This is a genomic window from Pseudomonas sp. (assembly GCF_030698175.1).
GTDB lineage: Bacteria > Pseudomonadota > Gammaproteobacteria > Pseudomonadales > Pseudomonadaceae > Aquipseudomonas.
Map to the genome: position 1 here is coordinate 126,700 of NZ_JAUYNT010000029.1, position 25,000 is coordinate 151,699.

The following is a 25,000-nucleotide window of genomic DNA, read 5'->3' on the forward strand; positions in this document are numbered from 1 at the left end:
CTACTCGCCAAGCGCCCATCGGGAAGTGGCCAATGGTCGCAGCGCGGAGCTAGCCGCGGCTAAAACGCCAGGGCAAGGCCCGCCGCAGTGTTGCCAAGGCACGCCGTAAGGCCAGCGGATCAGGGTGACTGAGCGCGTACTGCTGGGCCTCGAAGGCTGCAGCGAAGTGCTGGATTGCCGCGCTTTGCGCCGGCAACTCGGCCGCGGCGCGCAGGGCAAAAGCCCGTGGTCCTTCGGCGGGCAAACGCTGCACACCGTGGCGCGCCAGCAAACCTTGGAAGCGCAAAAACTGCCGCAGCCGTGGGTCTTGCTCGCGGCGCCATGGTTTGAACAAAAACAGCGTCAAAACGCCCAGCAACAACCCGCCGCCACCGACCAGGGCGAGCAGCAACAACTGGCTGTCCATCCTCCCGAACCAGCGTTGCAAGAACCGCAACTGTTGCTCAGTCTGATAACCGAGCACCCAGCGCTGCCAGCCGTAGTTGAGATTATCCCAGCCCTGGCGGACCGTATTGAGCCAGCCAATATTGCGATAGCGCAGCAGCGACAAGGGTGAATCGGCCAGAAAGCTCTGCTCGGCACTCAGCGCCTGCTCCAAGCCCTGCTCGATTCGTTCGGGCGCCACTTGAAAGGTCGGATCGACGCTGATCCAGCCCTGCCCGGCTTGCCAATACTCGACCCAGGCGTGGGCGTCGAACTGGCGCACGGTTAAAAATCTGCCGGCAGGATTCAGCTCACCGCCTTGATAACCCGCCACCACCCGGGCCGGAATCCCGGCCGCACGTAGCACAAAGGTCATGGCCCCGGCGTAATGGGCGCAAAAACCACGACGGGTGCGAAACAGAAATTCGTCGATGCTGTTCACGCCAACAGGCGGTGGTTTGAGGGTGTAGCCAAAAGGTTCACGGTTAAAGTGCGTCAGCACCTGCTGCACCAAGGCCGCATTGCTTGGATATTGCGCGCGCAACTCGGCCGCCCAGGCCCGGCTGCGGGGGTCGCCACTGGCCGGCAACTGCAGGTCGTGGGCCAGGCTGGCACTGAGCGCAGCGGGGGCACGCAGCGCCGTCGGCCAGGAGTTAACCGCGTACTGCAGGGTCTGCTCCACCGGCAACTTGCGTTGCAGGCTGAAGTCGCTCATGTGCTGGATGTCCGCCGCGTTGCTCTGCGCCACATCGAGGGCAAATAACCAGTTTTGCCCACTGGGCTGCATGATGATGCTGTAGGTCAGTGGCGAGCCGTTTTTGCTCCAGGTTGGCGGCGCCAAGAGCTGGCCAACCGGCGCTTGCGACCAGCGCCGGCCATCGAACTGTTCAAAGGTCAACGCGCGCCAATACAACTGATTGCGCTCCGGCAGCGGGCCATCGAACGTGGCGCGAAACACCAGTTCTGCCGATTTACTCAACTCGGCAATATCCGCCGGCGTCATACTGTCGGACAACCCGGTGCGGGCCTGATTGCCCGGATTAGGTAACGACCACAGCGGAGCCAGACGCGGGAAAAACACAAACAGCAGCAGCATCAAGGGCAAGGCTTGCGCCAGCATCACCAGCGCCAAGCGCAGCGTCGGCCAAGGGCGCATGGCCAGGTGGCTTTGTTGCAGGCCGATCAGCGCCGCCAACAGCGCGCTGATCGGCAAGGCACTGAAAGCCGCGGCGGTCAGGCTGTCATCAAACAGATAAGCGGTGACCACACAAAAAAAGCCTAAGAAGATCAGCACCAAGGCATCGCGCTGAGTGCGCAGCTCCACCAACTTCAACACGAAGGCGGCAATCAGCAGGACCACGCCGGCGTCCAAGCCGATCAAACTGCCCCGCGACAACAGCACGCCCGCACCGGCGGCCAGCATCAAGCCTGCCTTGGCCCAGGCATTCGGATAACCGGCGCGCATGCGAAATATCTGCACCCGCCAGCCGGCGCAAAACAACCACAGCGCCAGCACCCAGAGCGGCAAATGACCGATGTGCGGCACTATCACCAAGGCTTGGGCCACCAACAACCAGGTCAGGCTGATGCGCGGGATTGGCGGCTGGCTGGCCGCGAGCTTTGTCCCACTCATACCGGGCCGCCAAACAGCGCCAGGGCGCGTAAACAGGCGTCGCGCTGGGCTACGCCCGTGGAAACCGGCAATTCCAGCCCCGGCAGGCGCAGGCCAAAGGGCTGTTGGCTAGCCGACAGTTGTAAGACCCAATGACAGAGTTTCGACAGACGCGTCTCGACGTCGCCACCTAACTGGTTAAAGTCGAGCCAGATATCGCGTCCGGCCAGGGCGGCAAAATCCTTGACCAATAGCCCTTGGCCACGGGAATAGGCTTTCCAGTGCAGGCGTTTTTTCGAGTCGCCGGGCTGATAACTGCGCAGCCCCTGAAAATCATCACTGCCTTGGCCGCGAATGCGCACGCCGTCTTCTTCCTCATCGGCGCCCTCACCGGCATTGGCCGGCAAGTCGGCGGCGATTGGCCGCGGATAGACCAGCAGCGCCTGATCCAGATCAAGCCAACTCCAGCTGACTAAAACCCCCAGCGGAAAGCGGCTCTCCACCCTCAGGCGACTGGGGCGCAACCAGCCGCGCTGAGTGGCCAGCAGGCGCAACTCGCAGTCGCTTACCCCTAAGGCGGTCACATCCAACACCTGCAGATCGCTGGCCGTCCAACCCAAGGCAATCGCCTGATGGCCACGATTGCCACTGAGCAACTGCAGGCGAAAACAGCCGTGCTCGCCGACAAATACCGCGTTGGCGCCTACCGCCTTAACCGTCAAACCCGCCAGGTTACGATAGGTGTGCAGGATCGCCACGATAAACAAGGACGTGAGCAAAAAAGTCAGGCTGTAGGCCAGGCTATTCTGATAGTTGATCGCCGCCAGCAGCATCAGCAACAAGACCAGCGCAAACGCCGCTCCGGTCCGGCTGGGAATAATGAAAATCCGCCGTTGATTGAGCAGCACGCTCGCCGCCGGTGGAATACGTTTAACCAGCCAACGATTCCAGCGCGGTTTGATTTGCGCGGCAAACATCACAATGCCGGGACTTCGCGTAGTAACCACTGCACCAGGGCGCCGCCGCCGTGTCCGGCAGGGTCCGCGAGTTCACGCAAGCGGTGGCCGACCACTGAGGGCAGCACCGCTTGAATATCCTCCGGGATCACATAATCGCGCCCGGCCAAAAACGCCCAGGCTTTGGCGGCAGCCAACAAGGCCAAGCTGGCCCGTGGCGACAAGCCCCAGGCAAATTGTGGCTGGGTGCGGGTGGCCTCAACCAGGCGCAACAGGTAATCGACCAGCGCATCGCTGACCCGCACCTTGGGCACTTCGGCTTGAATCAGGGCCAATTCGGCATGCCCCAACAGCGGCTGCATGCGCGGCAGCAAGCCGCGGCGTGACTCGCCCAGCAACAGGGCTTTTTCCGCCGCCAGGGCCGGATAACCCAGGGACAGACGCATCAAAAACCGGTCCAGTTGCGACTCGGGCAAGTTGAAAGTCCCGCCGGAGCTAACCGGATTCTGCGTGGCAATCACAAAGAACGGATCAGGCAGCGGCCGGGTCGCACCTTCAATGGTCACCTGGCCCTCCTCCATGGCCTCCAGCAAGGCACTCTGGCTCTTGGGAGTGGCGCGATTGATCTCATCGGCCAGCACTAACTCGGCAAAAATCGGCCCCGGATGAAACACAAACTGGCCGTTGTCTTTGTTAAAGACCGAGGTGCCGAGAATGTCACCGGGGAGTAAATCCGAGGTGAACTGAATGCGCTGAAAACTCAACCCCAACACCCGCGCCAAGGCCTGACTGAGGGTGGTTTTGCCCATGCCGGGCAAGTCTTCAATCAGCAAATGGCCACGGGCCAGTAAACAACTTAGCGCCAGCCGGACCTGCGGCTCCTTACCCAACACCACCTGATTCACCGCCTGGATACAGGCTTCTAATTTGCTGCGCATGGGTCTTTCCTTGAGGGGCGTTGGCCGATGCTACTGGCTTGGGCCGGCCGGGCAAAGTAGGCGGCAATATTTGCTGGTTAAATTCTGCCGCGCCACCCCTTCTCCCCCACTGACTGGGCGCCTGGGCGAGCATTAACTGGCTGGCTTAGAACTGCTGACTAAAGACTTTCTCGCGCCACTGCTGTGTGCGCAGCAGTTGCAATAGCGCGGTTTGCAGCAACTCCAGGCTGATGTTGCTGGTATCAGGATGACAACCCATGGCGCGCAAGGTGCTGAGAAACACCAGCGCCGGTTTGCCCAGCGTTGGCCCGGCAGAGGCGTTCAGGGCCTCTGCGGTACGGGTATCGGAAACCCATAAATCAAAACGCTGGTGCGCCAGCATATTCGGCCCGAGCTTGGCGCTACTGACCTCCACCACCTTAAAACCACGGCTGAGCAGGTATTCACCGACGCCACTGCCCAGGTAACTGGCAATCGAATAAGGCCGGGCATCCTCCAGCGTTTGCAAGTTCATGGCCTGCCCTGGCGCTGCGTAAAAACCATAACGACTGACCACCAGCGGGCTGATCCAACGCAGGCCGGTTTCCCGCTCTTGGCTGCGTTCAATCGGGAACACGCAGGTTCCGGGCCGAGTGTTGGCCATCATCAAGGCCCGCTTCAGTGGCAATACCTTGATGCTATAAGGCACGCCCGCCAGGGTGAAGAGTTCCTTGATCAACTCGATGGTCGGCCCTTGCAACGGTGTTTGTTGTGCATCGACCCAGGGCGGTTCGTCGAAGGTCAGCAGTTGGATGGGCGCTTGATCGGCCATGCTCAGGCCGCCCCACAGACTGGCCAGCAACACCAAAACGCGCGGCCAAAGCCGCCGGCGGCGTTGGCGCCGCACTACTGCCATTTGCGAATCGCCTCGGGGTAACTCAGGGTTTGTCCGGGGGGCTGTTCATCGGCCTTGGGTGCCGGCGCACCGGGTTGGGCCAGCCAGTAAGCGGCATCCCTTGGCTGGCCCAGGCGCGGTTCACACTGTTGCATCTCGCCACGTTCGGCGATGCGCGCCAACTCCAGATCCATTTTGCTGGCGAGGTTGTGCAGACTGCTGGTCACGCTCTGCCGGCCATCCACCAGCGGGCCTAGCTCTTGCCACCACAAGGGTGCGAGGGATGCGTAGTCCGGCACATTGGTACCGGTTGGCGTCCAGACATCGCGGGCGTGACTGCGATAAAACTCCACCAGACCACCCAAGCGTGGCGCCGCTTCAGTCATGGCCGCCGATTGCACATCGGAGATGCGAATGGGCGTCAGACCAACCAGGGTTTTACGCAGCGACAAAGTCTTTGACACGGTAAATTGGGCATACAACCAGGCGGCCGCTTGACGGTCGGCGGCGGTGTTTTTCAGCAAGGTCCAGGAGCCGGCGTCCTGATAGCCGGACTTCATCCCGGTTTGCCAATAGGCCCCGACCGGCGACGGCGCCACTCGCCAACGGGCGCTGCCATCGGCATTGGCCAGTGCGCCACCGGGCTTTAACAGGTCGGGCACAAAGGCCGTATACCAAAAGATCTGCTGGGCGATCTGACCTTTTGGCACCCACTCGGCAGAACTGTTAAAGGTCATTTTCCGCGCCTCGGGGGGTGCGTATTTATCCAGCCACTCCTTGTATTTAGTCATGGCGTAAATCGCAGCCGGGCTGTCAAGTGCGCCGCCACGGCTCACTGAGGCGCCGACCGGGTGGCAGTTTTCCACCCGAATCCCCCAATCATCCACCGGTAAACCATTGGGCAAGCCCGCATCTCCCACCCCGGCCAGCCCCAGCCAGGCATCGGAGAAACGCCAACCCAGCGATGGGTCGTGACGGCCGTAGTCCATATGACCCCACACCCGTTTACCATCCAGTTCGCGCACATGCACCGAGAAGAACTCGGCGATGTCTGCATAGGCAGTCCAGTTTTGCGGCACCGCCAGTTCGTAGCCGTAACGCTGTTTAAAGGCCCGCTGTAACTCCGGGCGACTGAACCAGTCTTGCCGGTACCAGTAGAGATTGGCGAACTGCTGATCGGGTAATTGATAGAGTTTGCCATCCGGCCCGCTGGTAAAGCGCAAGCCCATAAAGTCGGCCAGATCCAGGGTTGGCGAAGTCACCCCACGACCCTCGCCTAGCATGTAATCGGATAACACCAGGGTCTTGCCCATGCGAAAGTGCGCACCAATAAAATCGCTGTCATTGACGTAGGCATCGTAGAGCGGCAGGCCGGTTTGCATCTGCGCCTGGAGTTTTTTGACCACATCGTCTTCGCCGGTAACTTCATGCACCACGTCAATCCCGGTGATCTGGGCAAAAGCCCGTGCCAGTACATTGCTTTCATACACATGGGTGCCGATATTTTCCGACACCACCCGAATCTGCAGACCGCGATAGGGCGCCGCCGCGCGAATAAACCAGCTCATCTCCGCCAGCTGTTGCTCGCTGCTGAGGGTTGAGGGTTGAAACTCACGGGCAATCCAGGCTTGGGCTAATTGCAGTTGCGCCGCCGGCAGCTCGCTTGGCGTGCTGGCCGAGACTGTGACGGCGCCAACCTCGCCGGCCGCCCATAACAACAAAGCCAAGGTTTTACGCAGGTACACGGCAGGCAAAGACTGCATAGAGAGCGACGCCCTTAATCCAAATGGTAAAACCGCTGAGCGTTATGGCTTGAATATAGCTGTAGATTGCTGTCCTCGATAGCAGCCCCCCGCCGTCACCAGCGGTCAAGCTGGGCAGTCAGATCAGTCTGTCGGCCTGAGTCGAGTCGGCCAGCCACCCGACTGGCCGATTCGCGTTAGTTTTTAGCGGCTGCGGGCTCTATGGCCGGGTTACCGATCCAGTCCTTGAGCAGGCTGTAGGCCACCGCCAGCAAGGTCGGGCCGAGGAACAGGCCCATAAAGCCAAACGCCAGAATGCCGCCAAATACCCCGAGCAACACCACCACCAACGGCAGGTTGCCGCCGCGGCTAATCAGGTAAGGCTTGAGCACGTTATCCACGCCGCTGACGATCAGCGCGCCCCAGATACCGAGAAATACTGCCATGCCGTATTCGCCCTTCCAGGCCAGCCAAGCCGTGGCCGGTATCCAGATCAGCGGCGGGCCCATCGGGATCAGGCTAAAGACAAAGGTCAGCATGCCCAGCAGAATTGCTCCCGGCACTCCAGCGATCATAAAACCGATCAAGGCCAGCACCGCTTGCGCCGCTGCGGTGCCGATCACACCGTTAACTACCCGTTGCACGGTGCCGGCCACCAGATGCAGATAGTGGCCAGCCCGTTCACCGATCAAGCGCTCCAGCATGGCATGGACAAAGTGCGCCAAGGCCGGGCCGTCACGGTAAAAAAAGAACACCAGCACCAGGCTCAGTATCAGCTCAAGCAAACCGCCGCCAATCTGGGCGCTGCGCGCCAGCAGCCAATTGCCGACCTCGCCCAGATAGGGTCGAACACTGGCAAACAAGGCGGCACCTTGTTGATCAATGGTGTTCCAGATACCTACCAAACGCTCACCCACCAGCGGCACAGCGGCCAGCCAGAGGGGTGGCTCGGGCAGGCCATCGACCTGCACATCCTTGATAAAGGCCACGGCGCTCTGGATATGGTCAGCCAGATTAAACCCTAGCCACACCAGCGGCAGCGCCAACGCCACCATCCAGGCCAGGGTCAGCAACAGCGCAGCTTGGGTCACGCTGCCCCGCAGCAGGCCGGTGAGCAGGCGCATCAGCGGCCAACTGGCAAACGCCAGTACCGCTGCCCAAAACAGCGCTGACCAGAACGGCGCCAGCACCAAAATGCACGCGCCCAACAGTGTCAGCAGCAGAATCTGCCCCAACAGGCGGTCGTTATTGAACATCAGGACTTGCTCCATGCAAAAAATAAAAGCGCTGTTATTGCCGACTGAATCAAGTGCAACAGTAGAGCTGCGGCACTGCGCGCAACCTTACTCACGCAGCAGTTTAATGCTCAGCCCAGCTGCCGGACTGTCGCCCAGTTGCAGGCGTGAAGCACGCACCCCTTGGGCGCTTAATGCGTCGAGCCAAGCGCCGGCATGGGCACCGCTGAGACTGACGCGCAAGGTGCTGTCCATCTGCAAGCTGCGTACCAGCACTGTGACCCATTGGGTTGTGGGCTCACCGGACAAATGGGGCTGCACCAGCTCACCACTGCTCTTGAGCTCACGCAGTAAGGTCGCCGGGCTGGGTAATAGTTCCCCCAGCGGCGCACTGGCGTTCAATTGCTCGACGTGCAAATACGCCCGGCGATTGCCACGGGTGATGCCATACAACGCCAACAGACTGTCTTGCAATGGCGGCGCCAGGCGCAGCAGTGCATAGCTTTGCTGATCATCGCCACCATTCAACTGGGCATTGGCAAACACGTTATTGGCCCACAGGTTGCTTGAGCCGCAATCGCGGCCCTGACACCAAAACAGTAACTGCGCGCCTTGCCGCTGCAGGTTTGCCCGCGCGGCATCGAAGGCCTCGTTGCTGCTGTGCTCAATGGGCAAGGCGTAGGTCAAGGCGGTCAGTTGGCCCAAGGTGGCCACTTGCGCCTCCATGCGCAATTGGCCACTGATGCGGCGGATTGAACCGGCCGGAAAGACCCGCTCTTGCCCACTGCTTTGGCGGAAGTCGACAATTTCGGCCCGGGCAAAACGCGGCAACACCGACAAATCCTGGCTGTCGGCAACATCGGCGGCCGCGGCCAGACCCGTCCACAGGGCCAAACTGAACATAGTGAATAAACGCATCTGGTTCCTCAACGGGTGAGGATCGATTGCGCGGCCTTAACCACCGCCGCCGCATCCGCTTCACGCTGTGGTACCAGCAAACCACGTTGCACTGCCGGCCGTTCGACGAGGGCCGCCATCCAGCGCTGCAAATGACTGAGGCCATCGACCGCGACGCCGGCCCAGTCATGCACCCGCACCCAAGGGTAGGTGGCGATATCGGCAATGCTGTAGTCGCCGGCCAAGTACTCGACCTCGGCTAAACGCGTGTCGAGCACTTCATACAGGCGGCGGGTTTCATGCTGATAGCGCTCAATCGGGCCTTGGAGTTTTTCCGGGTAATAGCGGAAGAACACATTGGCCTGGCCTTGCATCGGGCCGACTCCGCCCATCTGGAACATCAGCCACTGGATCACTTGCGAACGTCCCTTGACGTCGCTGGGCATCAGCTGCCCGGTCTTCTCGGCCAGGTACAGCAGAATCGCCCCGGACTCGAACACCGCAAAGTTATCCATGTCACGGTCAACAATCGCCGGGATGCGGCCATTGGGGTTGATCTTCAGATAGTCAGCGGCCTTTTGCTCTTGCTGATCAAAGCGCAGGGCGTGCACTGCATAGGGTAGCCCCAGCTCTTCCAAGGCTATTGATACTTTATGGCCGTTGGGCGTGGCTGCGGTATAGAGATCGATCATGACAGGCTCCTCTGACAATTCGCCCGAGCCTGCGCAGTTGCCCTGCGCAAGTCAAGGCGCGGCGAACAAGCGATTGAAACAGTCTGCTACGTTCGCAGCGAACGTCTCATCATCCAAATGCCTATGTCAGGTCGTGGCAAAGAATCGATTAAAGCAGTCTGCGACGGCCTGAGCCCCCGCCTCGTCATCCAAATGCAGGTGATGACCACCTGGCAAGGCATGCAACTCGAAAGGTAACTTCTCCAACAATTGAGTCACTCCTGGCTGCGCTTGCAACATGCCTTGCTGGGCCAAAACCAGGCTCACCGGGCACTGCACGCTTTGCACAAAACTATGGGCATGGGCCAGGGTCAGGCGCAGCGGCGACGGCAGGGTCAGGCGGGCATCGGTGCGCCAGGTGTAACCGCCAGGCACCGGCATCAAGCCGCGCCCGGCGAGTAACTCTGCAGCCTCGAAACTCACCGCGCCAACCCCCTGCATACGCGCCGCCACCGCCCGCTCCAGCTGCCCATAAACCGGTTTGCTTTTGCCGGCCAGGGCCAGCTGCGCCTTGAGTGCTTCACCGAGTTTGGCCGGGGCCGTGTCGGCCTCACCGGTATAGGGAATCAGGCCATCAATCAGCGCCAGGCGCTCGACCCGCTCGGGCATGGCGGCGGCCAGCAACACCGAAACGATGGCGCCCATCGAATGACCCAGCAACGAGAAACGCTGCCAACCGAACTGCTCGGCCACCTGCAGCACGTCATGCACATAGTCCCAGATTGCATAGCTGCCACCGGCTGGGCGGTGATCGGAGTGGCCATGACCGGCCAGATCCAGCGCCACAATGCGCAGACCTTTGAGCTTGGGCGCCAGGCGGGCGTAGGTCATGGCGTTATCCAGCCAGCCATGCAGGGCGATTACCGGCAAGCCGTCCTCCGGGCCAAACAGGTGCGCGGCCAATTCGATATGCGGCAAGCGCAGACGGATTTCTTCGAATGCGGTACTCATGCGGGCTCCTGCTGGGCGGCCCAGCGTGTGAAGATTTTTTTCAACAGTTCGGCGGTGTCGTGCGGGCGCTCCAGCGGGAACATATGCCCGCCCGGCACGCTCAGGTACTCGCCCTGCGGCACATGCCGCAACGAGCGCGCATGGTGCGGCATCACCACCCGGCTATGCCGACCGCGAACCATCGCCAGCGGCACCTGCAACTGCTGCGGCCGGCCCGGACTGGTGTGCGGCACACTGCGGTAAATGTCGATCTCGGTCTGTGGGTCAAAGCGCAAACGCAGCCCCGCGCCATGTGCTTGCAAGCCGTGCTGCAGATAGGCGTCTAGGCACTCCGGGTCGAAGCGTTTGAACAAGGTTTTGCCGGCAAAATAGCGGCGCGCCTCCTCTCTATCAGCAAAGGCTTCACGCCGGCCGAGCGTGCGGCCGGCCGGGGTAATCCGATCGATAAAACCAAAGCGCTTGGCGGCGCGAATGACCAGGCGATCAGCAAAGGTCAGCACCGGCGAATCGAGCATCACCACCCCGCGATACAGCTCCGGGTGACGCAGCGCCGCATGGTAATGCAGCACGCCGCCGAGGGAGTGCCCGACCCCCAACACCGGTTCACCGCGCTGCTGCAAATGGAAGATCAGCTCGCTGACCAGTTGCTCCCAATTGTCACCGACCGGGAAACGTGGGTCATGACCGTGCTGCTCGAGGAACTCCACCGGGTAGTCCGCCCCCAATGCACTGAACAACTTGCCGTAGGTGGCTGAAGGAAAACCGTTGGCATGAGCAAAAAAAACCGACTGCGACATAGAGGGGGGCACTTATGGCTGGAAGATGACTGAAATGAAGCACTGAATTGTCCGGCAGCGCAGGCCGCTCGGCAATGGCGCGTGCGCGGCTGAATACTGGCAGTGTGGCTAGAGCAGCCTGCACGCCGGCAGATTGCCGATGCGCAGGCGACAGCCGATCAGTCGGCGGCGGGCGCCAACTTACCCAGCGGCACCACGGCCATGGTCAGGCGCGAGACACAGCTGAGCTTGCCATCCTCCCCGCTCAAGCGAATATCCCAGACCTGCGTGGTTCGGCCCAGATGCAGCGGCCGCGCCACCGCCGTGACCCGGCCGCTGCGCAAACCACGCAGGTGGTTGGCGTTCACCTCGAGGCCAACGCAGTAATATTTGCTGCTATCGATGCACAGGTGGCAGGCCATGGAGCCGAGGGTTTCGGCCAGCACCACCGAGGCGCCACCGTGCAACAAACCATAGGGCTGATGGGTGCGGGCATCGACCACCATGCTGGCGGTCAGCGAATCCTCATCGAAAGACTCGAAGCGAATATCCAGCAAGCCGACGATGGTGTTGGGCGATAGCGCGTTAAGCGCCGCCAGGTCAGGTTGACGTAACCAGATGCTCATTGCGGGACTCCTTATTCATGGCTATGTACCAGTTATGCGCTGCGAGGGCCCTTTCGCGAGAGGAAATCAGCCTTGAAACTTGCGCTGCCTGCAGCGACCAATCGCGGATAAATCCGCTCCTACAGGGAGGCAGCCGATGAAATTATTGCAGGTGCAGGGCTTGTGTAGGAGCGGCTTTTTGTAAGCAAGGGCACCGCGAAGCAAGCGCGAGTACGCTGATAATCCTGCAGGGCCACAACCGTTCTTTTTCCCACATTCATCAGGGTCACAAACCAGACGAATGTGGGACTTGCTCTTTGCAACGCATAACTAAGGCATAGCCTTACTCGTGCCAGAGCACCGGCTCGCGGCGCTCCATCCAGCCAGTGAAATTCGCTGCATAGGCGCCTTCCACTACGCTGCGTTTGATTTTTAGGGTCGGGGTTAGAAACCCGTTATCGATGGCCCAGATATCCTTGACCAGCACTATGCCGAGCAAGCGTTCATGCTTGTCGAGCCGTGCATTAACCGCTTCCAGTAACGCCTTCAGGCTGCCCTCCAACTCGACGCGGGTGCCATTGGCCAGCTCCTTACGGGCGCCCTCAGACAGCACACACAAGGCCATTGGCTGCGGCATACCATCGCCGACCACACAGACCTGCTCGATTTTCGAGTGTGCCCCCAATAGGTTTTCAATCGGCGCCGGGGCCACGTATTTGCCCTTACTGGTTTTGAAGATTTCCTTGATCCGCCCGGTCAGGCGCAGATTGCCCTCGGCGTCTTGCTCGCCTTTGTCGCCGGTGCACAAATAGCCATCCGCGGTGATGGTTTCGGCGGTCTTTTCCGGGTCCTTGTAATAACCCTGCATGGTCGTACCGCTGCGTACCTGCACTTCACCGCTCTCGGCAATCCGCACCTCGACGTCGGTACAGGGTTGACCTATCCAGCCTTGCTGCTGCTTGCCCGGCCGGCAGACGTGGGAATAACCGCAGTTCTCGGTCATGCCATAGATCTCCAGCAGATCCAGGCCCAGGCGCTGATACCACTTGAGCAAGGCCTCCGGCACAGGAGCCGCACCACACAAGGCATAGCGTACCGACTCCAGGCCCAGGCCAGTCAGCACCTTGCGGCCAACCATGCGACCAATCAGCGGTAATTTCAGTAGCCAATCCAGGCGCTGCGCCGGCATTTTCGCGTACACGCCCATCTGGAATTTGCTCCAGATCCGCGGCACGCCGAACATCACCGTCGGCCGCGCGCGTTTGAGGTCTTCGAGGAAGGTCTCAAGGCTCTCGGCAAAGAACACCGTGGAGCCGCCGTAGAAGGAGGTCATCTCGACAAACATCCGCTCCGCCACATGACAGAGCGGCAGATAGGAAAGCATTCGGTCCTCTTCGCCCACCCCAAACAGCTCAAGGCCACGGCTGGCGCCAAAGGCAAAGTTGCTGAAATTGTGCATCACCCCTTTCGGCGTGCCGGTGGTGCCCGAGGTGTAAATGATGGTGGCCAGTTGATCGGCCGCAGGCTTGGGCGTGTCTTGAATCGGCGTACAGGCTTGCAGGTCACTCCAGAGCTGATCGAAGCGCCCGGCCGGGCGCAGTGGTAAGCCCACGCAAGGAATCCCCTCAGGAATCCCCGACGCCATCGCGGGCCAGTCGTCGAGTTTGCCAACGAACACCACCGCGGCTTGCGAATGCTCCAGCACCTGACGCACCGAGTCGGCACCCAGATTGGGATAGAGCGGCACAGACACGTGACCGGCCATCCAGATCGCCAGATCGGTAATGATCCAGTGCGCGCAGTTCTTGGAGATAATCGCAATGTGGCTACCCGGCGCCAGTTCCAGCGCCCGCAGCCAGTTTGCCGCCCGCCGCGCCTGGTCGCCAACCTCCGCCCAGCTCAGTTCTTCTATCTGGCCGCCCGGCAAAGGTTGCAGCAGGTAAGGTTTATTTGGGTGACGGGCTTCGCGCTGGAAGAACGCATCGAGTGGCAAACGGACAACAGTCATAACGGGCAGTCTCCTTTTATTGTGTTTTTTGGAATAGAGGGACAAACCAAGCACTTGCTTGGTTTACTAAACCATGCACAAACAGGTGGCGCAAGTTAAGAAATGTTTCAGCCCGGCGTGAACGGGCTAGGGATGCTGCAGGCCGCTGAGCCACATCGAACCCGCCAGCGCAAACTCACCATCCAGCTCGGCCAGGCTGGCGGTTTTCATCGACAGAGGCTCCTGATGGTGACCATGCAGCAGCAAGCTGGCCAACTCGCCAACCAAGGGTTGATGGGTGACCAGCAATAACTCCTGATCGCCCTGGGCGTCCAGGTAGCGCAAGGCTTCAGCCAGGTCGCCGTCGGGGGTCAACCAGGGCACGGTGACTATGGGCGCGGCAAAACCCAAGGCTTCACGCACTAACTGAGCCGTTTGCTGGGCGCGCACATAGGGACTGGCGAGAATCGCCGTCAGTGGCCGGCCGACCAAGTGCGCGGCGCTGAGCAGCACCTCCTTGCGGCCATGCCGGGTCAGCTCACGGGCGGCATCGGTACGCGCCTGTGGCTCGGCCTCACCGTGACGCAGCAACCACAACTTCACAGCTTGGGTTCTTCATCACGCACCGGATGCGGCGCCGGTGGAATGCTGTGGGCGGTCTCACCCTGGGGAGCTTGCGGGGTTGGCCAGTCGGCGAAGGGCCAAGGTTTTTCATCGGTATTGAAGCTGCCAAAGCGCCCGATCTGCGCCAGATACTGGCTCAAGCTGTCGCCAAAGCCCAGTAAAGCCGCGCTCGGCGCGCCATAGAACAATCGATAGCCGAGCTGCACCAGCACCACCCCGGCGAGCAGCAGTTCGGCCAGCTGCCAGGCAAACGCCAACAACAGCATCCAGACAATGCGCAGCAAAATCGATTCGCGCTGCAGCGTTTTCAGAGGTTCGTTCAGTGGCTCGTTCATTGGCTCGCTCATAAAAAACTCCCGCTCAGCTGGCTGTTATCAGTGCGCTATGACTTAAAAGTCGGCACTGGAGATAAAGTCGACATCCGTTTTCGCCTCAGCATGCATCAACAACTCGATCACCTGCGCCAGGGTGCGCCCCTCAAACAGAATCGCATGCAGGCCGGCCACCAGCGGCATATACACCTGCAGCGCCTCGGCCTTGGCCTTGAGCACCTTGAGGGTATTCACGCCTTCGGCAACTTCGCCCAAGCGGGTCACCGCATCCTCCAGGCTCAGACCCTGCCCCAAGGCAAAACCTACCTGATAATTGCGACTCTTGGCCGACGAACAGGTGACGATTAAATCACCGACCCCAGCCAAGCCCAGAAAGGTCATGGGGTTAGCCCCCAGCTTGACCGCAAAGCGGGTCATTTCCGCCAAGGCACGGGTAATCAACATGCTTTTGGTGTTTTCCCCCATGCCCAAGGCCACCGCCATGCCGGCAATAATCGCGTAGACGTTTTTCAAGGCGCCGCCCAACTCGACACCAAAACGATCCTGGCTGGCGTACACGCGAAACCGCGGCCCGTGCAGCACGTCCTGCACCCGCAAGCACAGCGCCTCATCGTCGCTGGCAATCACGGTGGCCGTCAGCGCATGTTCGGCCACCTCGCGCGCCAGATTGGGGCCCGACAGCACGCCAATGTGGGCGTCGGGCACCACCTCTTCGATGATTTGGCTCATCAGCTTGAAGCTCTGCGCTTCGATGCCCTTGGTCAGACTCACCAGCGACTTACCAGCGAACTGCGCGGCCAAGGGCTGGAGTACCGAACGCAGGGCGCTGGAAGGCAGCGCCACAAAAATCAGCTCAGACTGGCTCACGGTGGCAGCCAAGTCGGTCACCGGCTGCACCCCCGGATGAATTTTTATGCCTTTGAGGTAGCGTGGATTCTCACGTTCCAGGCGCATTGCGGCGGCCTGCTCGGGGTCGCGCATCCACTGCAAAACCTGCTGGCCATTTTCAGCCAGTAGATTGGCAATCGCCGTACCAAAACTGCCGCCGCCAAGCACGGCAATGGGTTGCTGTTGAGTCATAACTGATCCATGTAAAAGCCATTTACCTGGCCGTAGTGGGCATTATAAGGGGCTACACCTGACCGACCAGTGCTCGCACTGCAAAGTTTGCCCGCAGAGCTGCGCGCTTTGCACCTGTGGGCGGCTGGCAAAAGCCCTCGGCTCAGTTACCATGCTTGCACAGTAACCGCGAACAAGGTCGTTCCGTGTATTTAATCCGTATTCAATACCATCCAGCCCTTTTCGGTGCTCCCCATGCCGCGGCTGGCGATAACTGCCCCCACGCCACTAGCCGTTGTATCGCGCAGGGATGCTCGAATGAAACTTAACTTCAGCTGGGATATTCACGCCCGCACCCAATTGATCAGCTTGGTTCCGGCGCTGCTGCTAACGCTGCTGCTCACCGGTTTTTTCACCTTCACCCGCCTGCACGATTTACGTGATGAAACCACCAATACCGGTCAGCTGATTGCCAATCAACTCGCGGTCGCAACTGAGTACGGCGTTATCGCCGAGAATCCACAGCTGTTAAAAAACCTCCTGCAAGCCACCCTGGCCACGCCGCAGATTCGTTTTTTAGAAGTGCGTGATCCGCAAGAAAAAATCCTCGTGTACGCCGAGCAAGACGGCAACGCCATCCAGGACAGCAGTCAAATTGAACTGTTCAATGCCGCCATTCACAGCCAAGGCCCGCAGCAAAACAGTGCACTTAACCCAAAGCGCAGCGATAGCAACTACCTGGGTCGGGTCGTGATTGGCATGTCCAATGACGCCTTCAATAATCGTCAACAATTAATCCTGTTTAAAGCATCGCTACTGGCGATGAGCGCCCTGCTGCTGACTTTTTTATTAGCCCGGCGCCTGGCCCGGCGCCTGTCGCAACCGATCAGCTCAATGGCGCAGGCGGTTAAGGCCATTGAGGCGGGTAATTTCCATGCCGTGCTGCCCGAGGATGACAACGCCGAACTTGGCGACCTCGCCCGGCATATCAACAGCCTGGCCAAGGGCCTTGAGCAAGCCAACCAAGAGCAACAACAGGCCATCGATTTGCTAGTCAATACCCGCGAAGAGTCCGAGCAAGCCAACCGGGCCAAATCGGACTTTCTGGCCATGATGAGCCACGAACTGCGCACCCCCATGAATGGCGTGCTGGGCATGCTGCAATTGCTGGAGACCACCGAGATGACGCGCGAGCAAGCCGAGTATTCGGCGCTGGCGACCGAGTCCACCGAGCATTTGCTTAAAGTTATTAATGACATTCTGGATTTCTCGCGCATCGAGCGCGACGCGGTCGAATTGGAAAGTATTCCTTTTAACGTGTTGGAGTTGATCCAAAGCTCAGTTCAGGTGTTCCAGCACAGCGCCCAGCAGCGCGGCTTGCAACTGCTGCAGCAAACCCAAGCAGGGCTTGAACAGATTGAAGTACAAGGCGATCCGACGCGAATTCGACAGATTCTGGTCAACTTGCTCGGCAATGCCCTCAAGTTTACCGAAGAAGGCAGCATCAGCCTCAATATCCAGTGGCAACCGCTGGATAACCATGTGCTCTGGCTAACCTGCACGGTGAAAGACACCGGCATTGGCATTTCCGCCGAGCGACTCGAGCATATGTTTGATGCCTTTCAGCAGGCCGACACCTCGATCTCACGGCGCTACGGTGGCACCGGCCTGGGCTTGCCGATTGCCCGCACCTTGGCCGAACGCATGGGCGGCTCCTTACGCGCCGAAAGCGTGGAAGAACAAGGTTCATTATTTACCCTGGAAATCCCTTTGGCGTTTTCTCAGCAAACGCAAAAGCCCGTTGTTGAGGCGCCGTTGATCAGCAACGCAAATGGCCATTTGGTGCTGCTGGTCGAAGACAACCCAGTCAACCAGACCGTGATTGAAGCCATGCTGCGTAGCCTCGGTTATCAAGTCTGCTTGGTCGGCGATGGCGCGCAGGCGGTGCACAAGGCTGCCAACTTTGCGTACTCGGCCATCTTGATGGACTGCCGCCTGCCGATAATGGATGGCTACGAAGCCACGCGGCAGATCCGCCTACTGCCCAACCAGGTGCAAACGCCGATCATCGCGTTGACCGCCAACGCCCTGCAGGGCGATCGTGAGGCTTGCTTGGCGGCAGGCATGAATGATTATCTGGCTAAACCCTTTAAACGCGTCGATCTGCAGCGAATACTGCAACGCTGGCTGGCCAACGCCGCTTCAACACCCGAGCAAGAATGATAAAGTGACAAGGAGTTGTCCCAGGCCGGTGTTTTGCTCTGCGCCCCGGTACAAAATGCAGCGTTTTGAGCGCACAACTGTTCGCGCACTGTGACTTTCATCCTATCGCAACAGTCTACGACTAGCCTGCCAGCACAAGCCTTGTGCAATTGGCTGGCAACTACAATTTTTCAAGCCCTGGTGCACAGGGATTTCCAGGAGCTCGCATGACCAAAGCAAACGCCTTCACTCGGGAAGACCTACTGCGCTGCAGCCGCGGCGAGTTGTTCGGCCCAGGTAACGCACAACTGCCCGCCCCCAATATGCTGATGGTTGATCGCATTGTTCATATCAGCGAAACCGGCGGTAAGTACGGCAAAGGCGAGTTGGTTGCCGAGCTGGATATCAATCCAGACCTGTGGTTTTTTGCCTGCCACTTTGAAGGCGACCCGGTTATGCCAGGCTGCTTAGGCTTGGATGCCATGTGGCAGCTGGTGGGCTTTCACCTCGGCTGGCAAGGTTGCCCAGGACGCGGTCGCGCACTAGGTTCAGGCGAAGTAAAATTCTTTGGCCAAGTACTGCCAACCGCCAAGAAAGTCACCTACAACATCCACATTAAACGCACCATCAACCGCTCTCTGGTCTTGGCTATTGCCGATGGCACCGTGAGCGTTGATGGCCGCGAAATTTACAGTGCCGAAGGCTTACGCGTTGGCCTGTTTACCTCTACTGACAGCTTTTAAAGGACAACCGCATGCGTCGCGTCGTGATCACCGGGCTGGGCATTGTTTCGTGCCTGGGCACCGATAAAGACACCGTTTCCGCCAGCCTGCGTGCCGGCCGTTCGGGCATTAGCTTCAACCCGGCCTATGCCGAGATGGGCCTGCGCAGCCAAGTTTCCGGCTCGGTCAAACTTGATCTAGAAGCACTGATTGACCGCAAGGTTTATCGCTTTATGGGCGACGCAGCAGCCTTCGCCTATTTGGCGATGGAGCAAGCGGTCAAGGATGCCGGCCTGACGGCTGAAGAAGTGTCCAATCCGCGTATCGGCCTGGTCGCCGGCTCCGGTGGTGCTTCGACGGTCAACCAGATGGAAGCCCTGGATATCCTGCGCGAAAAAGGCGTTAAGCGCGTTGGCCCGTACCGCGTGCCGCGCACCATGAGCAGCACCGTCTCGGCCTGCCTGGCGACGCCGTTCAAGATCAAAGGCGTCAACTATTCGATCTCCTCGGCCTGCGCTACCAGTGCTCACTGCATCGGTCACGCCATGGAGCTGATCCAGCTCGGCAAGCAAGACATAGTGTTTGCCGGCGGCGGTGAAGAAGAGCATTGGAGCCAAAGCTTCTTGTTTGACGCCATGGGCGCCCTGTCGAGCAAGTACAACGACACCCCAGAAACGGCCTCACGCGCTTATGACGCCACCCGCGACGGTTTTGTCATCGCTGGCGGCGGCGGCATGGTAGTGGTTGAAGAGCTGGAACACGCCCTGAAACGCGGCGCAAAAATCTACGCCGAAATCATCGGCTATGGCGCCACCTCCGATGGCTACGACATGGTCGCGCCGAGCGGCGAAGGCGCGGTGCGCTGCATGCAGCAAGCACTGGCCACCGTCAACGAGCCGGTCGACTACCTCAACACCCACGGCACCTCGACGCCGGTTGGCGATTTGGCCGAGAGCCGTGGCGTGCGCGAAGTGTTTGGCGACAAGGCGCCACTGATCAGCTCGACCAAGAGCCTCTCGGGCCACTCCTTGGGCGCCGCCGGCGTCCACGAAGCGATCTACTGCATGCTGATGATGGAAGGCAACTTCCTCGCCGCCTCAGCCAACATCGAAACCCTCGACCCTGAGGTTGCCGACTTGCCAATCCTGCGTGAAACCCGCGAAAACTTTAGCGCCAACATAGTAATGAGCAACAGCTTCGGCTTTGGCGGCACCAACGCCTCCCTGGTGCTGAAGCGCTGGCAGGCATAACGCTGCGGCATAAACACCAGGCCGCGCAAGTGATGTAAAAAAATGCCCGCATCTCAGGATACGGGCATTTTTTATGAGCTGAACCCGAGAATGAAATCAGACTGCTTTCGTGCAAATCACCAAGGACAGCAGGGCTTCCACTAGCTATAGAGCGTCAACTCGCCCCACTACCCGCCCCCTCTTTCAAACGCCCAAAAGCAAACGCCCCGAACGGGTCGGGGCGTTTGCTTTTGGGCGCAGGCTGAGCATTCACACAGCCTACGAACAACTTTTTACCATTACATGTGCGCGATAGTCGCATCACCAAACTGCGAGCAAGACATCAGCTTGGCGCCTTCCATCAAGCGTTCGAAGTCATAAGTCACAGTCTTCGCCGCGATAGCACCTTCGGTGCCCTTGATGATCAGGTCGGCCGCTTCCAGCCAGCCCATGTGACGCAGCATCATCTCGGCCGAGAGGATCAGCGAACCCGGGTTAACCTTGTCCAGACCCGCGTACTTAGGTGCAGTGCCGTGGGTCGCTTCGAACATGGCGATGGTGTCCGACAGGTTCGCGCCAGGCGCGATGCCGATACCACCAACTTCTGCCGCCAGGGCATCAGACAGGTAGTCGCCATTCAGGTTGAGGGTCGCGATCACATCGTACTCGGATGGACGCAGCAGAATTTGCTGCAGCATCGCATCGGCGATCACGTCTTTAACCACGATGTTTTTGCCGGTTTTCGGGTTCTTGAATTGCATCCAAGGACCGCCATCCAGTAACTCGGCGCCAAACTCGGTAGTGGCCACTTCATAGGCCCACTCTTTGAAGGCACCTTCGGTGAACTTCATGATGTTGCCTTTGTGTACGATGGTCATCGAGCTGCGATCATTGTCCACGGCGTACTGCAGCGCCTTGCGAACCAGACGCTTGGTGCCGGCTTCCGACACTGGCTTGATGCCGATACCGCACATATCGGTAAAGCGGATCTTCTTCACGCCCATTTCTTCGGTGAGGAACTTGATCACTTTGATCGCCTCAGCGGAGCCGGCTTTCCACTCAACGCCGGCATAAATGTCTTCCGAGTTTTCGCGGAAAATAATCATGTCGACATCTTGCGGCTTCTTCACCGGGCTTGGTACGCCGGTGAACCAACGTACTGGGCGCTGGCAAACATAGAGATCAAGCTCTTGACGCATGGCGACGTTCAGCGAACGAATACCACCGCCCACTGGAGTGGTCAGCGGACCCTTGATAGAGACCACATAATCACGTACGGCTTCGAGGGTTTCTTTCGGCAACCAGGTATCTTGATCGTAAACCTGAGTGGCTTTTTCGCCGGCGTAGACTTCCATCCAGGCAATCTTGCGCTCGCCGCCATAGGCCTTAGCAACCGCAGCATCGACGACTTTGATCATCACCGGGCTGATATCAATACCAATGCCATCACCCTCGATAAAAGGAATGATTGGGTTGTTGGGTACATTGATTGAAAAGTCGGCATTTACGGTGATTTTGTCGCCGCCTGCTGGCACCTGGATCTTTTGGTATCCCATGCTGGACTCCTTGGTTTTCGTGGTCTAAAAACTGTCGCGCGGATGGCACGACAGATTGCTATTTATGCTTTTTGGTAAGCAAACATTCTTGTAGTTTTTCTACAGAAAGTCACGCATTTTCCTTCAATCAGCCATCTTCTTACAGGATTGCGACAGCCTAAAGTAGGCCATCAGCAGCCCTTTGTAGTCAAACTACGGCATCACTACAAACTGCGACAGATTGCCCCTTACCGGTTAAACCTTAGGTCGCTTCAGCGCTCGCCGAGCTTTTGAGCTTAGACTCGCTCAGCCCAAATGCGCAGGCTAATATTGCGCACCGCTTAAGGAGCTGCCCATGCGTTTCACTCCCCATGTAACTGTAGCCACCATCATCGAAGACCAAGGTCGCTTTTTGCTGGTCGAAGAAATGGCCAATGGCCGCGCTGTATTAAATCAGCCTGCCGGACATTTGGAAGCCGACGAAAGTCTCATTCAGGCTGCTATTCGCGAAACGCTCGAAGAAACCGGCTGGGATGTCGAGATTACCGCCCTGACCGGCATTTACCTGTACACCGCGCCGAGCAATGGTGTGACCTATCAGCGCGTGTGCTTTACCGGCAACGCTTTGCGCCATAGCCCAAGCCTGGCGCTGGACGAGGGCATTATCGGCCCACGCTGGCTGACTCGCGCCGAGCTCGTCGCGCAACCCGAACGCTGGCGCAGTGAGTTGGTTTTGCAGTGCATTGATGACTACCTGAGCGGCGAACGTTTTTCGCTGAGCCTGATTCGCCCTGCAAGCTGATCCGCCCAGCAGCGCCTGCGCCTGATAGAATCGGCGCCTTAATCTTGCCGTTGCCGATTGAATACCCATGCCTGATTCAACTCCAAAGCCGTCTTCACCGCGCGTCATTGTCGGCATGTCCGGCGGTGTCGACTCCTCCGTCTCCGCCCTACTACTGCTTGAGCAAGGCTACCAAGTGGAAGGCCTGTTTATGAAGAACTGGGAAGAGGACGACGGCAGCGAGTACTGCACGGCCATGGATGACCTGGCCGACGCCCAGGCGGTCTGCGATCGCATCGGCATCAAACTGCACACCGCCAACTTTGCCGCCGAGTATTGGGATAACGTCTTCGAGCACTTTCTGGCCGAATACAAAGCCGGGCGCACACCTAACCCGGACATCCTCTGTAACCGCGAAATCAAGTTCAAAGCCTTTCTGGATTACGCCCTGATGCTCGGCGCCGATCTGATCGCCACCGGCCACTATGTGCGCCGCCGCGACCTTGACGGCCGCACCGAGCTGCTTAAAGGCCTGGACCCCAACAAAGACCAAAGCTACTTCTTGCATGCAGTGGGTGGCGAGCAGCTGGCGAAAACCCTGTTCCCGGTTGGCGAGCTGGAAAAACCGGCGGTGCGCGCCATTGCCGAGAAGCACCAGCTGGCGACCGCCAAGAAGAAGGACTCCACCGGCATCTGCTTTATTGGCGAGCGGCGCTTCAGCGATTTTCTCAAGCAATACCTGCCGGCCCAGCCGGGCGTTATCGAAACCACCGATGGCGAGTCGATTGGTCAGCATCACGGCCTCATGTACCACACCATCGGCCAGCGCCAGGGCCTGGGCATCGGCGGCCTGAAAGACGCCGGCGATGAGCCCTGGTATGTACTGGGCAAAGACATGGCGCGCAACGTGTTGCTGGTCGGCCAAGGCAACGAACATCCCATGCTGTTTTCCCAGGCTTTACTAGTCTCGGAGATGTTCTGGGTCAACCCGTTAGACCTCAGCAGCCCGCGCCAACTCACGGCCAAGGTTCGCTACCGGCAAAGCGATCAAGCCTGCACCCTGGAGCGAACCGGCGACGGTTATCGCGCCGTCTTCGAGCAACCCCAGCGCGCGGTGACGCCAGGCCAGTCGGTAGTGTTCTATGCCGGAGAAGTCTGTTTGGGCGGCGGCGTGATTGAGTCGGCGCAAGCCTGGGACTTCAGCCAGGTGCGCCCATGAATCCAATCCAGGAGCAACTGATCGCCCTCGGCGCCGTCTTCGAGGCGGCGTTTTTGGTCGATAAAATAGCCAAGAGCGGACAAGTCAGCGAAGCCGAACTCGGCTGCATGCTCGGCAGCCTGCTGGTTCGCGACCCGGACAACACCCTCGACGTGTTCGGTGGCGACGACCTGAATTTACGCGACGGTTACCGCGCGCTGGTCGGCGCCCTGGAGCGTAATCCGGCCGCCTTGCAACGCGAACCGCTGCGCTACGCCCTGGCACTGCTGGGCCTTGAGCGCAAGCTGGCCAAGCGCGACGACCTGCTGCAGGTGATCGGCAGCCGTCTCGATCAAATCCAGCAACAGGTGCAACACTTTGGCCTGGTGCATGACAACGTGATTGCCGCCAGCGGCAGCCTGTATCAGGACACCCTCAGCACCTTTCCCCGACGCATTCAGGTACAAGGCGATATGCGCCACCTGCAGCAAGCCAGCAACGCCTCGAAAATCCGCGCGATTTTGCTGGCTGGGATTCGCGCCGCCCGACTCTGGCGGCAACTGGGCGGTAGTCGCTGGCAGCTGGTGTTTGGCCGGCGCAAGCTACTCAACGAGCTTTACCCGCTGCTGCGCGCCTGAGTCATGCCGCCCGTGATACTAAACCGTTCGGTAAAACCGCTACACGGCGCCGCCTTGCTGGCGCTTTCGGCCTTGCTGTTTTCGCTGATGGGCGTCGGCATTCGCGAGGTGTCGCTCAGCGTCAATAACGAGTCGGTGGTGTTCTTTCGCAACCTGGTCGGCGTGGTGTTTTTTCTGCCACTGATCCTGCTCAAGGGCTTTGCCCCGTTGCGCACCCAGCGCCTCCCAGGGCATCTGTGGCGCACCGGCTATGGCCTGGCGGCGATGTACTGCTTCTTCTACGCGATCGCCCACTTACCGCTGGCCGACGCCATGCTCTTCACCTATTCAGCGCCGGTCTTCACCCCACTGATCGCCCGCTGGCTACTCAAAGAGCCGCTGACCAAGCGCATGTTAGTGGCCACCGCCATCGGCCTGATCGGGGTACTGATGGTGGCCAAACCGTCCTCGGCGCTGCTCGGTGGCCAAGCCTTGATCGGCATCGCCGCCAGCTTGCTGGCCGCCTTTGCCTTTGTGTCGATTCGGCAGATGAGCGACTCCGAACCGGCGTTTCGCATCGTGTTTTATTTTTCGTTGTTCAGCGCCCTGATCTCGGTGATCCCACTGAGCTGGAGCTGGCAGCCGTTGAACAGTCACGACCTGTGGTTACTGCTGATCGTCGGCTTGCTGGCGACCGCCAGTCAGATTGTCATGTCCAAAGCCTACAGCCTGGCGCCGCCCGGCCAAATCGGCCCGGTGGCTTATTTGGCCATCGTCTTCGCCGGTGCCATCGCCTGGCTGCGCTGGGGCGAAACCCCAGACCTCAGCTCGCTGATTGGCGCTGGGCTGATTTTCGCCGCCAGTCTCTTATCGATTCAACGCCGCCGCACCTGAGGCAATTCGACAGGCCTGTCTGGCGGCTTTTTTAATGTATGATATGCGCCCTTTTCGTTGCCTAACTGCCGGAGAACACC

Annotated in this window: 23 protein-coding genes; 7 read left to right on the forward strand and 16 right to left on the reverse strand. The window is 59.6% G+C overall.

Annotated elements, in window-relative coordinates:
- Positions 1-49 precede the first annotated feature (49 nt).
- From Q8R10_RS15910 to Q8R10_RS15980, 15 genes are all read right to left on the reverse strand, one after another.
- Entirely contained in the window at positions 50-2,056 is a 2,007-nt protein-coding gene (locus Q8R10_RS15910) for a DUF3488 and transglutaminase-like domain-containing protein (RefSeq protein ID WP_305654829.1), read from the reverse strand.
- Complete coding sequence (locus tag Q8R10_RS15915; protein ID WP_305654830.1) at positions 2,053-3,012, reverse strand: DUF58 domain-containing protein; 960 nt, start codon at positions 3,010-3,012, stop codon at positions 2,053-2,055. The genes Q8R10_RS15910 and Q8R10_RS15915 overlap by 4 nt, the downstream gene beginning before the upstream one ends.
- The gene (locus Q8R10_RS15920; RefSeq protein ID WP_305654831.1) at positions 3,012-3,929 is read right to left on the reverse strand and encodes a MoxR family ATPase; all 918 of its coding nucleotides are present in this window, start codon (positions 3,927-3,929) and stop codon (positions 3,012-3,014) included. The genes Q8R10_RS15915 and Q8R10_RS15920 overlap by 1 nt, the downstream gene beginning before the upstream one ends.
- 145 nt (positions 3,930-4,074) lie before the next feature.
- The gene (locus tag Q8R10_RS15925; protein ID WP_305654832.1) at positions 4,075-4,824 is read right to left on the reverse strand and encodes an ABC transporter substrate-binding protein; all 750 of its coding nucleotides are present in this window, start codon (positions 4,822-4,824) and stop codon (positions 4,075-4,077) included.
- On the reverse strand, positions 4,815-6,566 hold the full coding sequence (locus tag Q8R10_RS15930) for an ABC transporter substrate-binding protein (protein WP_305654833.1): 1,752 nt from the start codon (positions 6,564-6,566) through the stop codon (positions 4,815-4,817). Before Q8R10_RS15930 ends, Q8R10_RS15925 begins: the two co-directional genes overlap by 10 nt.
- A gap of 176 nt (positions 6,567-6,742) precedes the next feature.
- Complete coding sequence (locus tag Q8R10_RS15935; protein ID WP_305654834.1) at positions 6,743-7,801, reverse strand: AI-2E family transporter; 1,059 nt, start codon at positions 7,799-7,801, stop codon at positions 6,743-6,745.
- Positions 7,802-7,888: 87 nt separating this feature from the next.
- A complete protein-coding gene (locus tag Q8R10_RS15940; RefSeq protein WP_305654835.1) occupies positions 7,889-8,698 on the reverse strand; it encodes a DUF4892 domain-containing protein in 810 nt (269 codons plus the stop codon).
- Positions 8,699-8,706: 8 nt separating this feature from the next.
- Positions 8,707-9,369, reverse strand: coding sequence for a glutathione S-transferase family protein (locus tag Q8R10_RS15945; RefSeq protein WP_305654836.1), 663 nt, complete (start codon positions 9,367-9,369; stop codon positions 8,707-8,709).
- 126 nt (positions 9,370-9,495) lie between these two features.
- Complete coding sequence (locus Q8R10_RS15950; protein ID WP_305654837.1) at positions 9,496-10,359, reverse strand: alpha/beta fold hydrolase; 864 nt, start codon at positions 10,357-10,359, stop codon at positions 9,496-9,498.
- Positions 10,356-11,156, reverse strand: a complete 801-nt coding sequence (locus Q8R10_RS15955; RefSeq protein ID WP_305654838.1) for an alpha/beta fold hydrolase — start codon at positions 11,154-11,156, stop codon at positions 10,356-10,358. The genes Q8R10_RS15950 and Q8R10_RS15955 overlap by 4 nt, the downstream gene beginning before the upstream one ends.
- 158 nt (positions 11,157-11,314) lie before the next feature.
- Positions 11,315-11,761: a hotdog fold thioesterase gene (locus tag Q8R10_RS15960; RefSeq protein ID WP_305654839.1), complete on the reverse strand. Its 447-nt coding sequence runs from the start codon at positions 11,759-11,761 to the stop codon at positions 11,315-11,317.
- Between the two features lie 322 nt (positions 11,762-12,083).
- Entirely contained in the window at positions 12,084-13,748 is a 1,665-nt protein-coding gene (locus Q8R10_RS15965) for an AMP-binding protein (RefSeq protein WP_305654840.1), read from the reverse strand.
- Between the two features lie 126 nt (positions 13,749-13,874).
- Positions 13,875-14,330: a phosphohistidine phosphatase SixA gene (gene sixA, locus Q8R10_RS15970; RefSeq protein WP_305654841.1), complete on the reverse strand. Its 456-nt coding sequence runs from the start codon at positions 14,328-14,330 to the stop codon at positions 13,875-13,877.
- Positions 14,327-14,698, reverse strand: a complete 372-nt coding sequence (locus Q8R10_RS15975; protein WP_371133359.1) for a DUF4389 domain-containing protein — start codon at positions 14,696-14,698, stop codon at positions 14,327-14,329. Before Q8R10_RS15975 ends, sixA begins: the two co-directional genes overlap by 4 nt.
- A gap of 42 nt (positions 14,699-14,740) precedes the next feature.
- Positions 14,741-15,763, reverse strand: coding sequence for an NAD(P)H-dependent glycerol-3-phosphate dehydrogenase (locus tag Q8R10_RS15980; protein WP_305654842.1), 1,023 nt, complete (start codon positions 15,761-15,763; stop codon positions 14,741-14,743).
- A gap of 297 nt (positions 15,764-16,060) precedes the next feature.
- Between Q8R10_RS15980 and Q8R10_RS15985 the strand changes: the two genes are divergently transcribed.
- The 3 genes from Q8R10_RS15985 to fabB all read left to right on the forward strand — a co-directional run bounded on the left by Q8R10_RS15985 (position 16,061) and on the right by fabB (position 19,916).
- Complete coding sequence (locus Q8R10_RS15985) at positions 16,061-17,965, forward strand: ATP-binding protein (RefSeq protein WP_305654843.1); 1,905 nt, start codon at positions 16,061-16,063, stop codon at positions 17,963-17,965.
- A gap of 206 nt (positions 17,966-18,171) precedes the next feature.
- Complete coding sequence (fabA, locus tag Q8R10_RS15990) at positions 18,172-18,687, forward strand: 3-hydroxyacyl-[acyl-carrier-protein] dehydratase FabA (protein ID WP_305654844.1); 516 nt, start codon at positions 18,172-18,174, stop codon at positions 18,685-18,687.
- Positions 18,688-18,698: 11 nt separating this feature from the next.
- Positions 18,699-19,916 carry a beta-ketoacyl-ACP synthase I gene (gene fabB, locus Q8R10_RS15995; protein WP_305654845.1) on the forward strand — a complete coding sequence of 406 codons (1,218 nt, stop codon included), beginning with the start codon at positions 18,699-18,701 and terminating at the stop codon, positions 19,914-19,916.
- Between the two features lie 278 nt (positions 19,917-20,194).
- Here fabB and icd read toward each other — a convergent pair whose 3' ends face one another.
- Entirely contained in the window at positions 20,195-21,451 is a 1,257-nt protein-coding gene (gene icd, locus Q8R10_RS16000; RefSeq protein ID WP_305654846.1) for an NADP-dependent isocitrate dehydrogenase, read from the reverse strand.
- 334 nt (positions 21,452-21,785) lie between these two features.
- On the opposite strand from icd, the gene Q8R10_RS16005 reads away from it, so the two are divergent.
- The 4 genes from Q8R10_RS16005 (at position 21,786) to Q8R10_RS16020 (ending at position 24,920) form a co-directional block, all read left to right on the forward strand.
- Complete coding sequence (locus tag Q8R10_RS16005; protein ID WP_305654847.1) at positions 21,786-22,232, forward strand: NUDIX hydrolase; 447 nt, start codon at positions 21,786-21,788, stop codon at positions 22,230-22,232.
- 67 nt (positions 22,233-22,299) lie between these two features.
- Positions 22,300-23,430 carry a tRNA 2-thiouridine(34) synthase MnmA gene (gene mnmA / locus Q8R10_RS16010; protein ID WP_305654848.1) on the forward strand — a complete coding sequence of 377 codons (1,131 nt, stop codon included), beginning with the start codon at positions 22,300-22,302 and terminating at the stop codon, positions 23,428-23,430.
- Positions 23,427-24,047, forward strand: coding sequence for a high frequency lysogenization protein HflD (gene hflD / locus Q8R10_RS16015; protein WP_305654849.1), 621 nt, complete (start codon positions 23,427-23,429; stop codon positions 24,045-24,047). Before mnmA ends, hflD begins: the two co-directional genes overlap by 4 nt.
- Before the next feature lie 3 nt (positions 24,048-24,050).
- Entirely contained in the window at positions 24,051-24,920 is an 870-nt protein-coding gene (locus Q8R10_RS16020; protein ID WP_305654850.1) for a DMT family transporter, read from the forward strand.
- Positions 24,921-25,000 lie beyond the last annotated feature (80 nt).

Coding starts and splice junctions, on each gene's coding strand:
- Q8R10_RS15910 (WP_305654829.1), bottom strand. CDS start 2,056: ATGAGTGGGACAAAGCTCGCGGCCAGCCAGCCGCCAATCCCGCGCATC.
- Q8R10_RS15915 (WP_305654830.1), bottom strand. CDS start 3,012: ATGTTTGCCGCGCAAATCAAACCGCGCTGGAATCGTTGGCTGGTTAAA.
- Q8R10_RS15920 (WP_305654831.1), bottom strand. CDS start 3,929: ATGCGCAGCAAATTAGAAGCCTGTATCCAGGCGGTGAATCAGGTGGTG.
- Q8R10_RS15925 (WP_305654832.1), bottom strand. CDS start 4,824: ATGGCAGTAGTGCGGCGCCAACGCCGCCGGCGGCTTTGGCCGCGCGTT.
- Q8R10_RS15930 (WP_305654833.1), bottom strand. CDS start 6,566: ATGCAGTCTTTGCCTGCCGTGTACCTGCGTAAAACCTTGGCTTTGTTG.
- Q8R10_RS15935 (WP_305654834.1), bottom strand. CDS start 7,801: ATGTTCAATAACGACCGCCTGTTGGGGCAGATTCTGCTGCTGACACTG.
- Q8R10_RS15940 (WP_305654835.1), bottom strand. CDS start 8,698: ATGCGTTTATTCACTATGTTCAGTTTGGCCCTGTGGACGGGTCTGGCC.
- Q8R10_RS15945 (WP_305654836.1), bottom strand. CDS start 9,369: ATGATCGATCTCTATACCGCAGCCACGCCCAACGGCCATAAAGTATCA.
- Q8R10_RS15950 (WP_305654837.1), bottom strand. CDS start 10,359: ATGAGTACCGCATTCGAAGAAATCCGTCTGCGCTTGCCGCATATCGAA.
- Q8R10_RS15955 (WP_305654838.1), bottom strand. CDS start 11,156: ATGTCGCAGTCGGTTTTTTTTGCTCATGCCAACGGTTTTCCTTCAGCC.
- Q8R10_RS15960 (WP_305654839.1), bottom strand. CDS start 11,761: ATGAGCATCTGGTTACGTCAACCTGACCTGGCGGCGCTTAACGCGCTA.
- Q8R10_RS15965 (WP_305654840.1), bottom strand. CDS start 13,748: ATGACTGTTGTCCGTTTGCCACTCGATGCGTTCTTCCAGCGCGAAGCC.
- Q8R10_RS15975 (WP_371133359.1), bottom strand. CDS start 14,698: ATGAGCGAGCCAATGAACGAGCCACTGAACGAACCTCTGAAAACGCTG.
- Q8R10_RS15980 (WP_305654842.1), bottom strand. CDS start 15,763: ATGACTCAACAGCAACCCATTGCCGTGCTTGGCGGCGGCAGTTTTGGT.
- Q8R10_RS15985 (WP_305654843.1), top strand. CDS start 16,061: ATGAAACTTAACTTCAGCTGGGATATTCACGCCCGCACCCAATTGATC.
- fabA (WP_305654844.1), top strand. CDS start 18,172: ATGACCAAAGCAAACGCCTTCACTCGGGAAGACCTACTGCGCTGCAGC.
- fabB (WP_305654845.1), top strand. CDS start 18,699: ATGCGTCGCGTCGTGATCACCGGGCTGGGCATTGTTTCGTGCCTGGGC.
- icd (WP_305654846.1), bottom strand. CDS start 21,451: ATGGGATACCAAAAGATCCAGGTGCCAGCAGGCGGCGACAAAATCACC.
- Q8R10_RS16005 (WP_305654847.1), top strand. CDS start 21,786: ATGCGTTTCACTCCCCATGTAACTGTAGCCACCATCATCGAAGACCAA.
- mnmA (WP_305654848.1), top strand. CDS start 22,300: ATGCCTGATTCAACTCCAAAGCCGTCTTCACCGCGCGTCATTGTCGGC.
- hflD (WP_305654849.1), top strand. CDS start 23,427: ATGAATCCAATCCAGGAGCAACTGATCGCCCTCGGCGCCGTCTTCGAG.
- Q8R10_RS16020 (WP_305654850.1), top strand. CDS start 24,051: ATGCCGCCCGTGATACTAAACCGTTCGGTAAAACCGCTACACGGCGCC.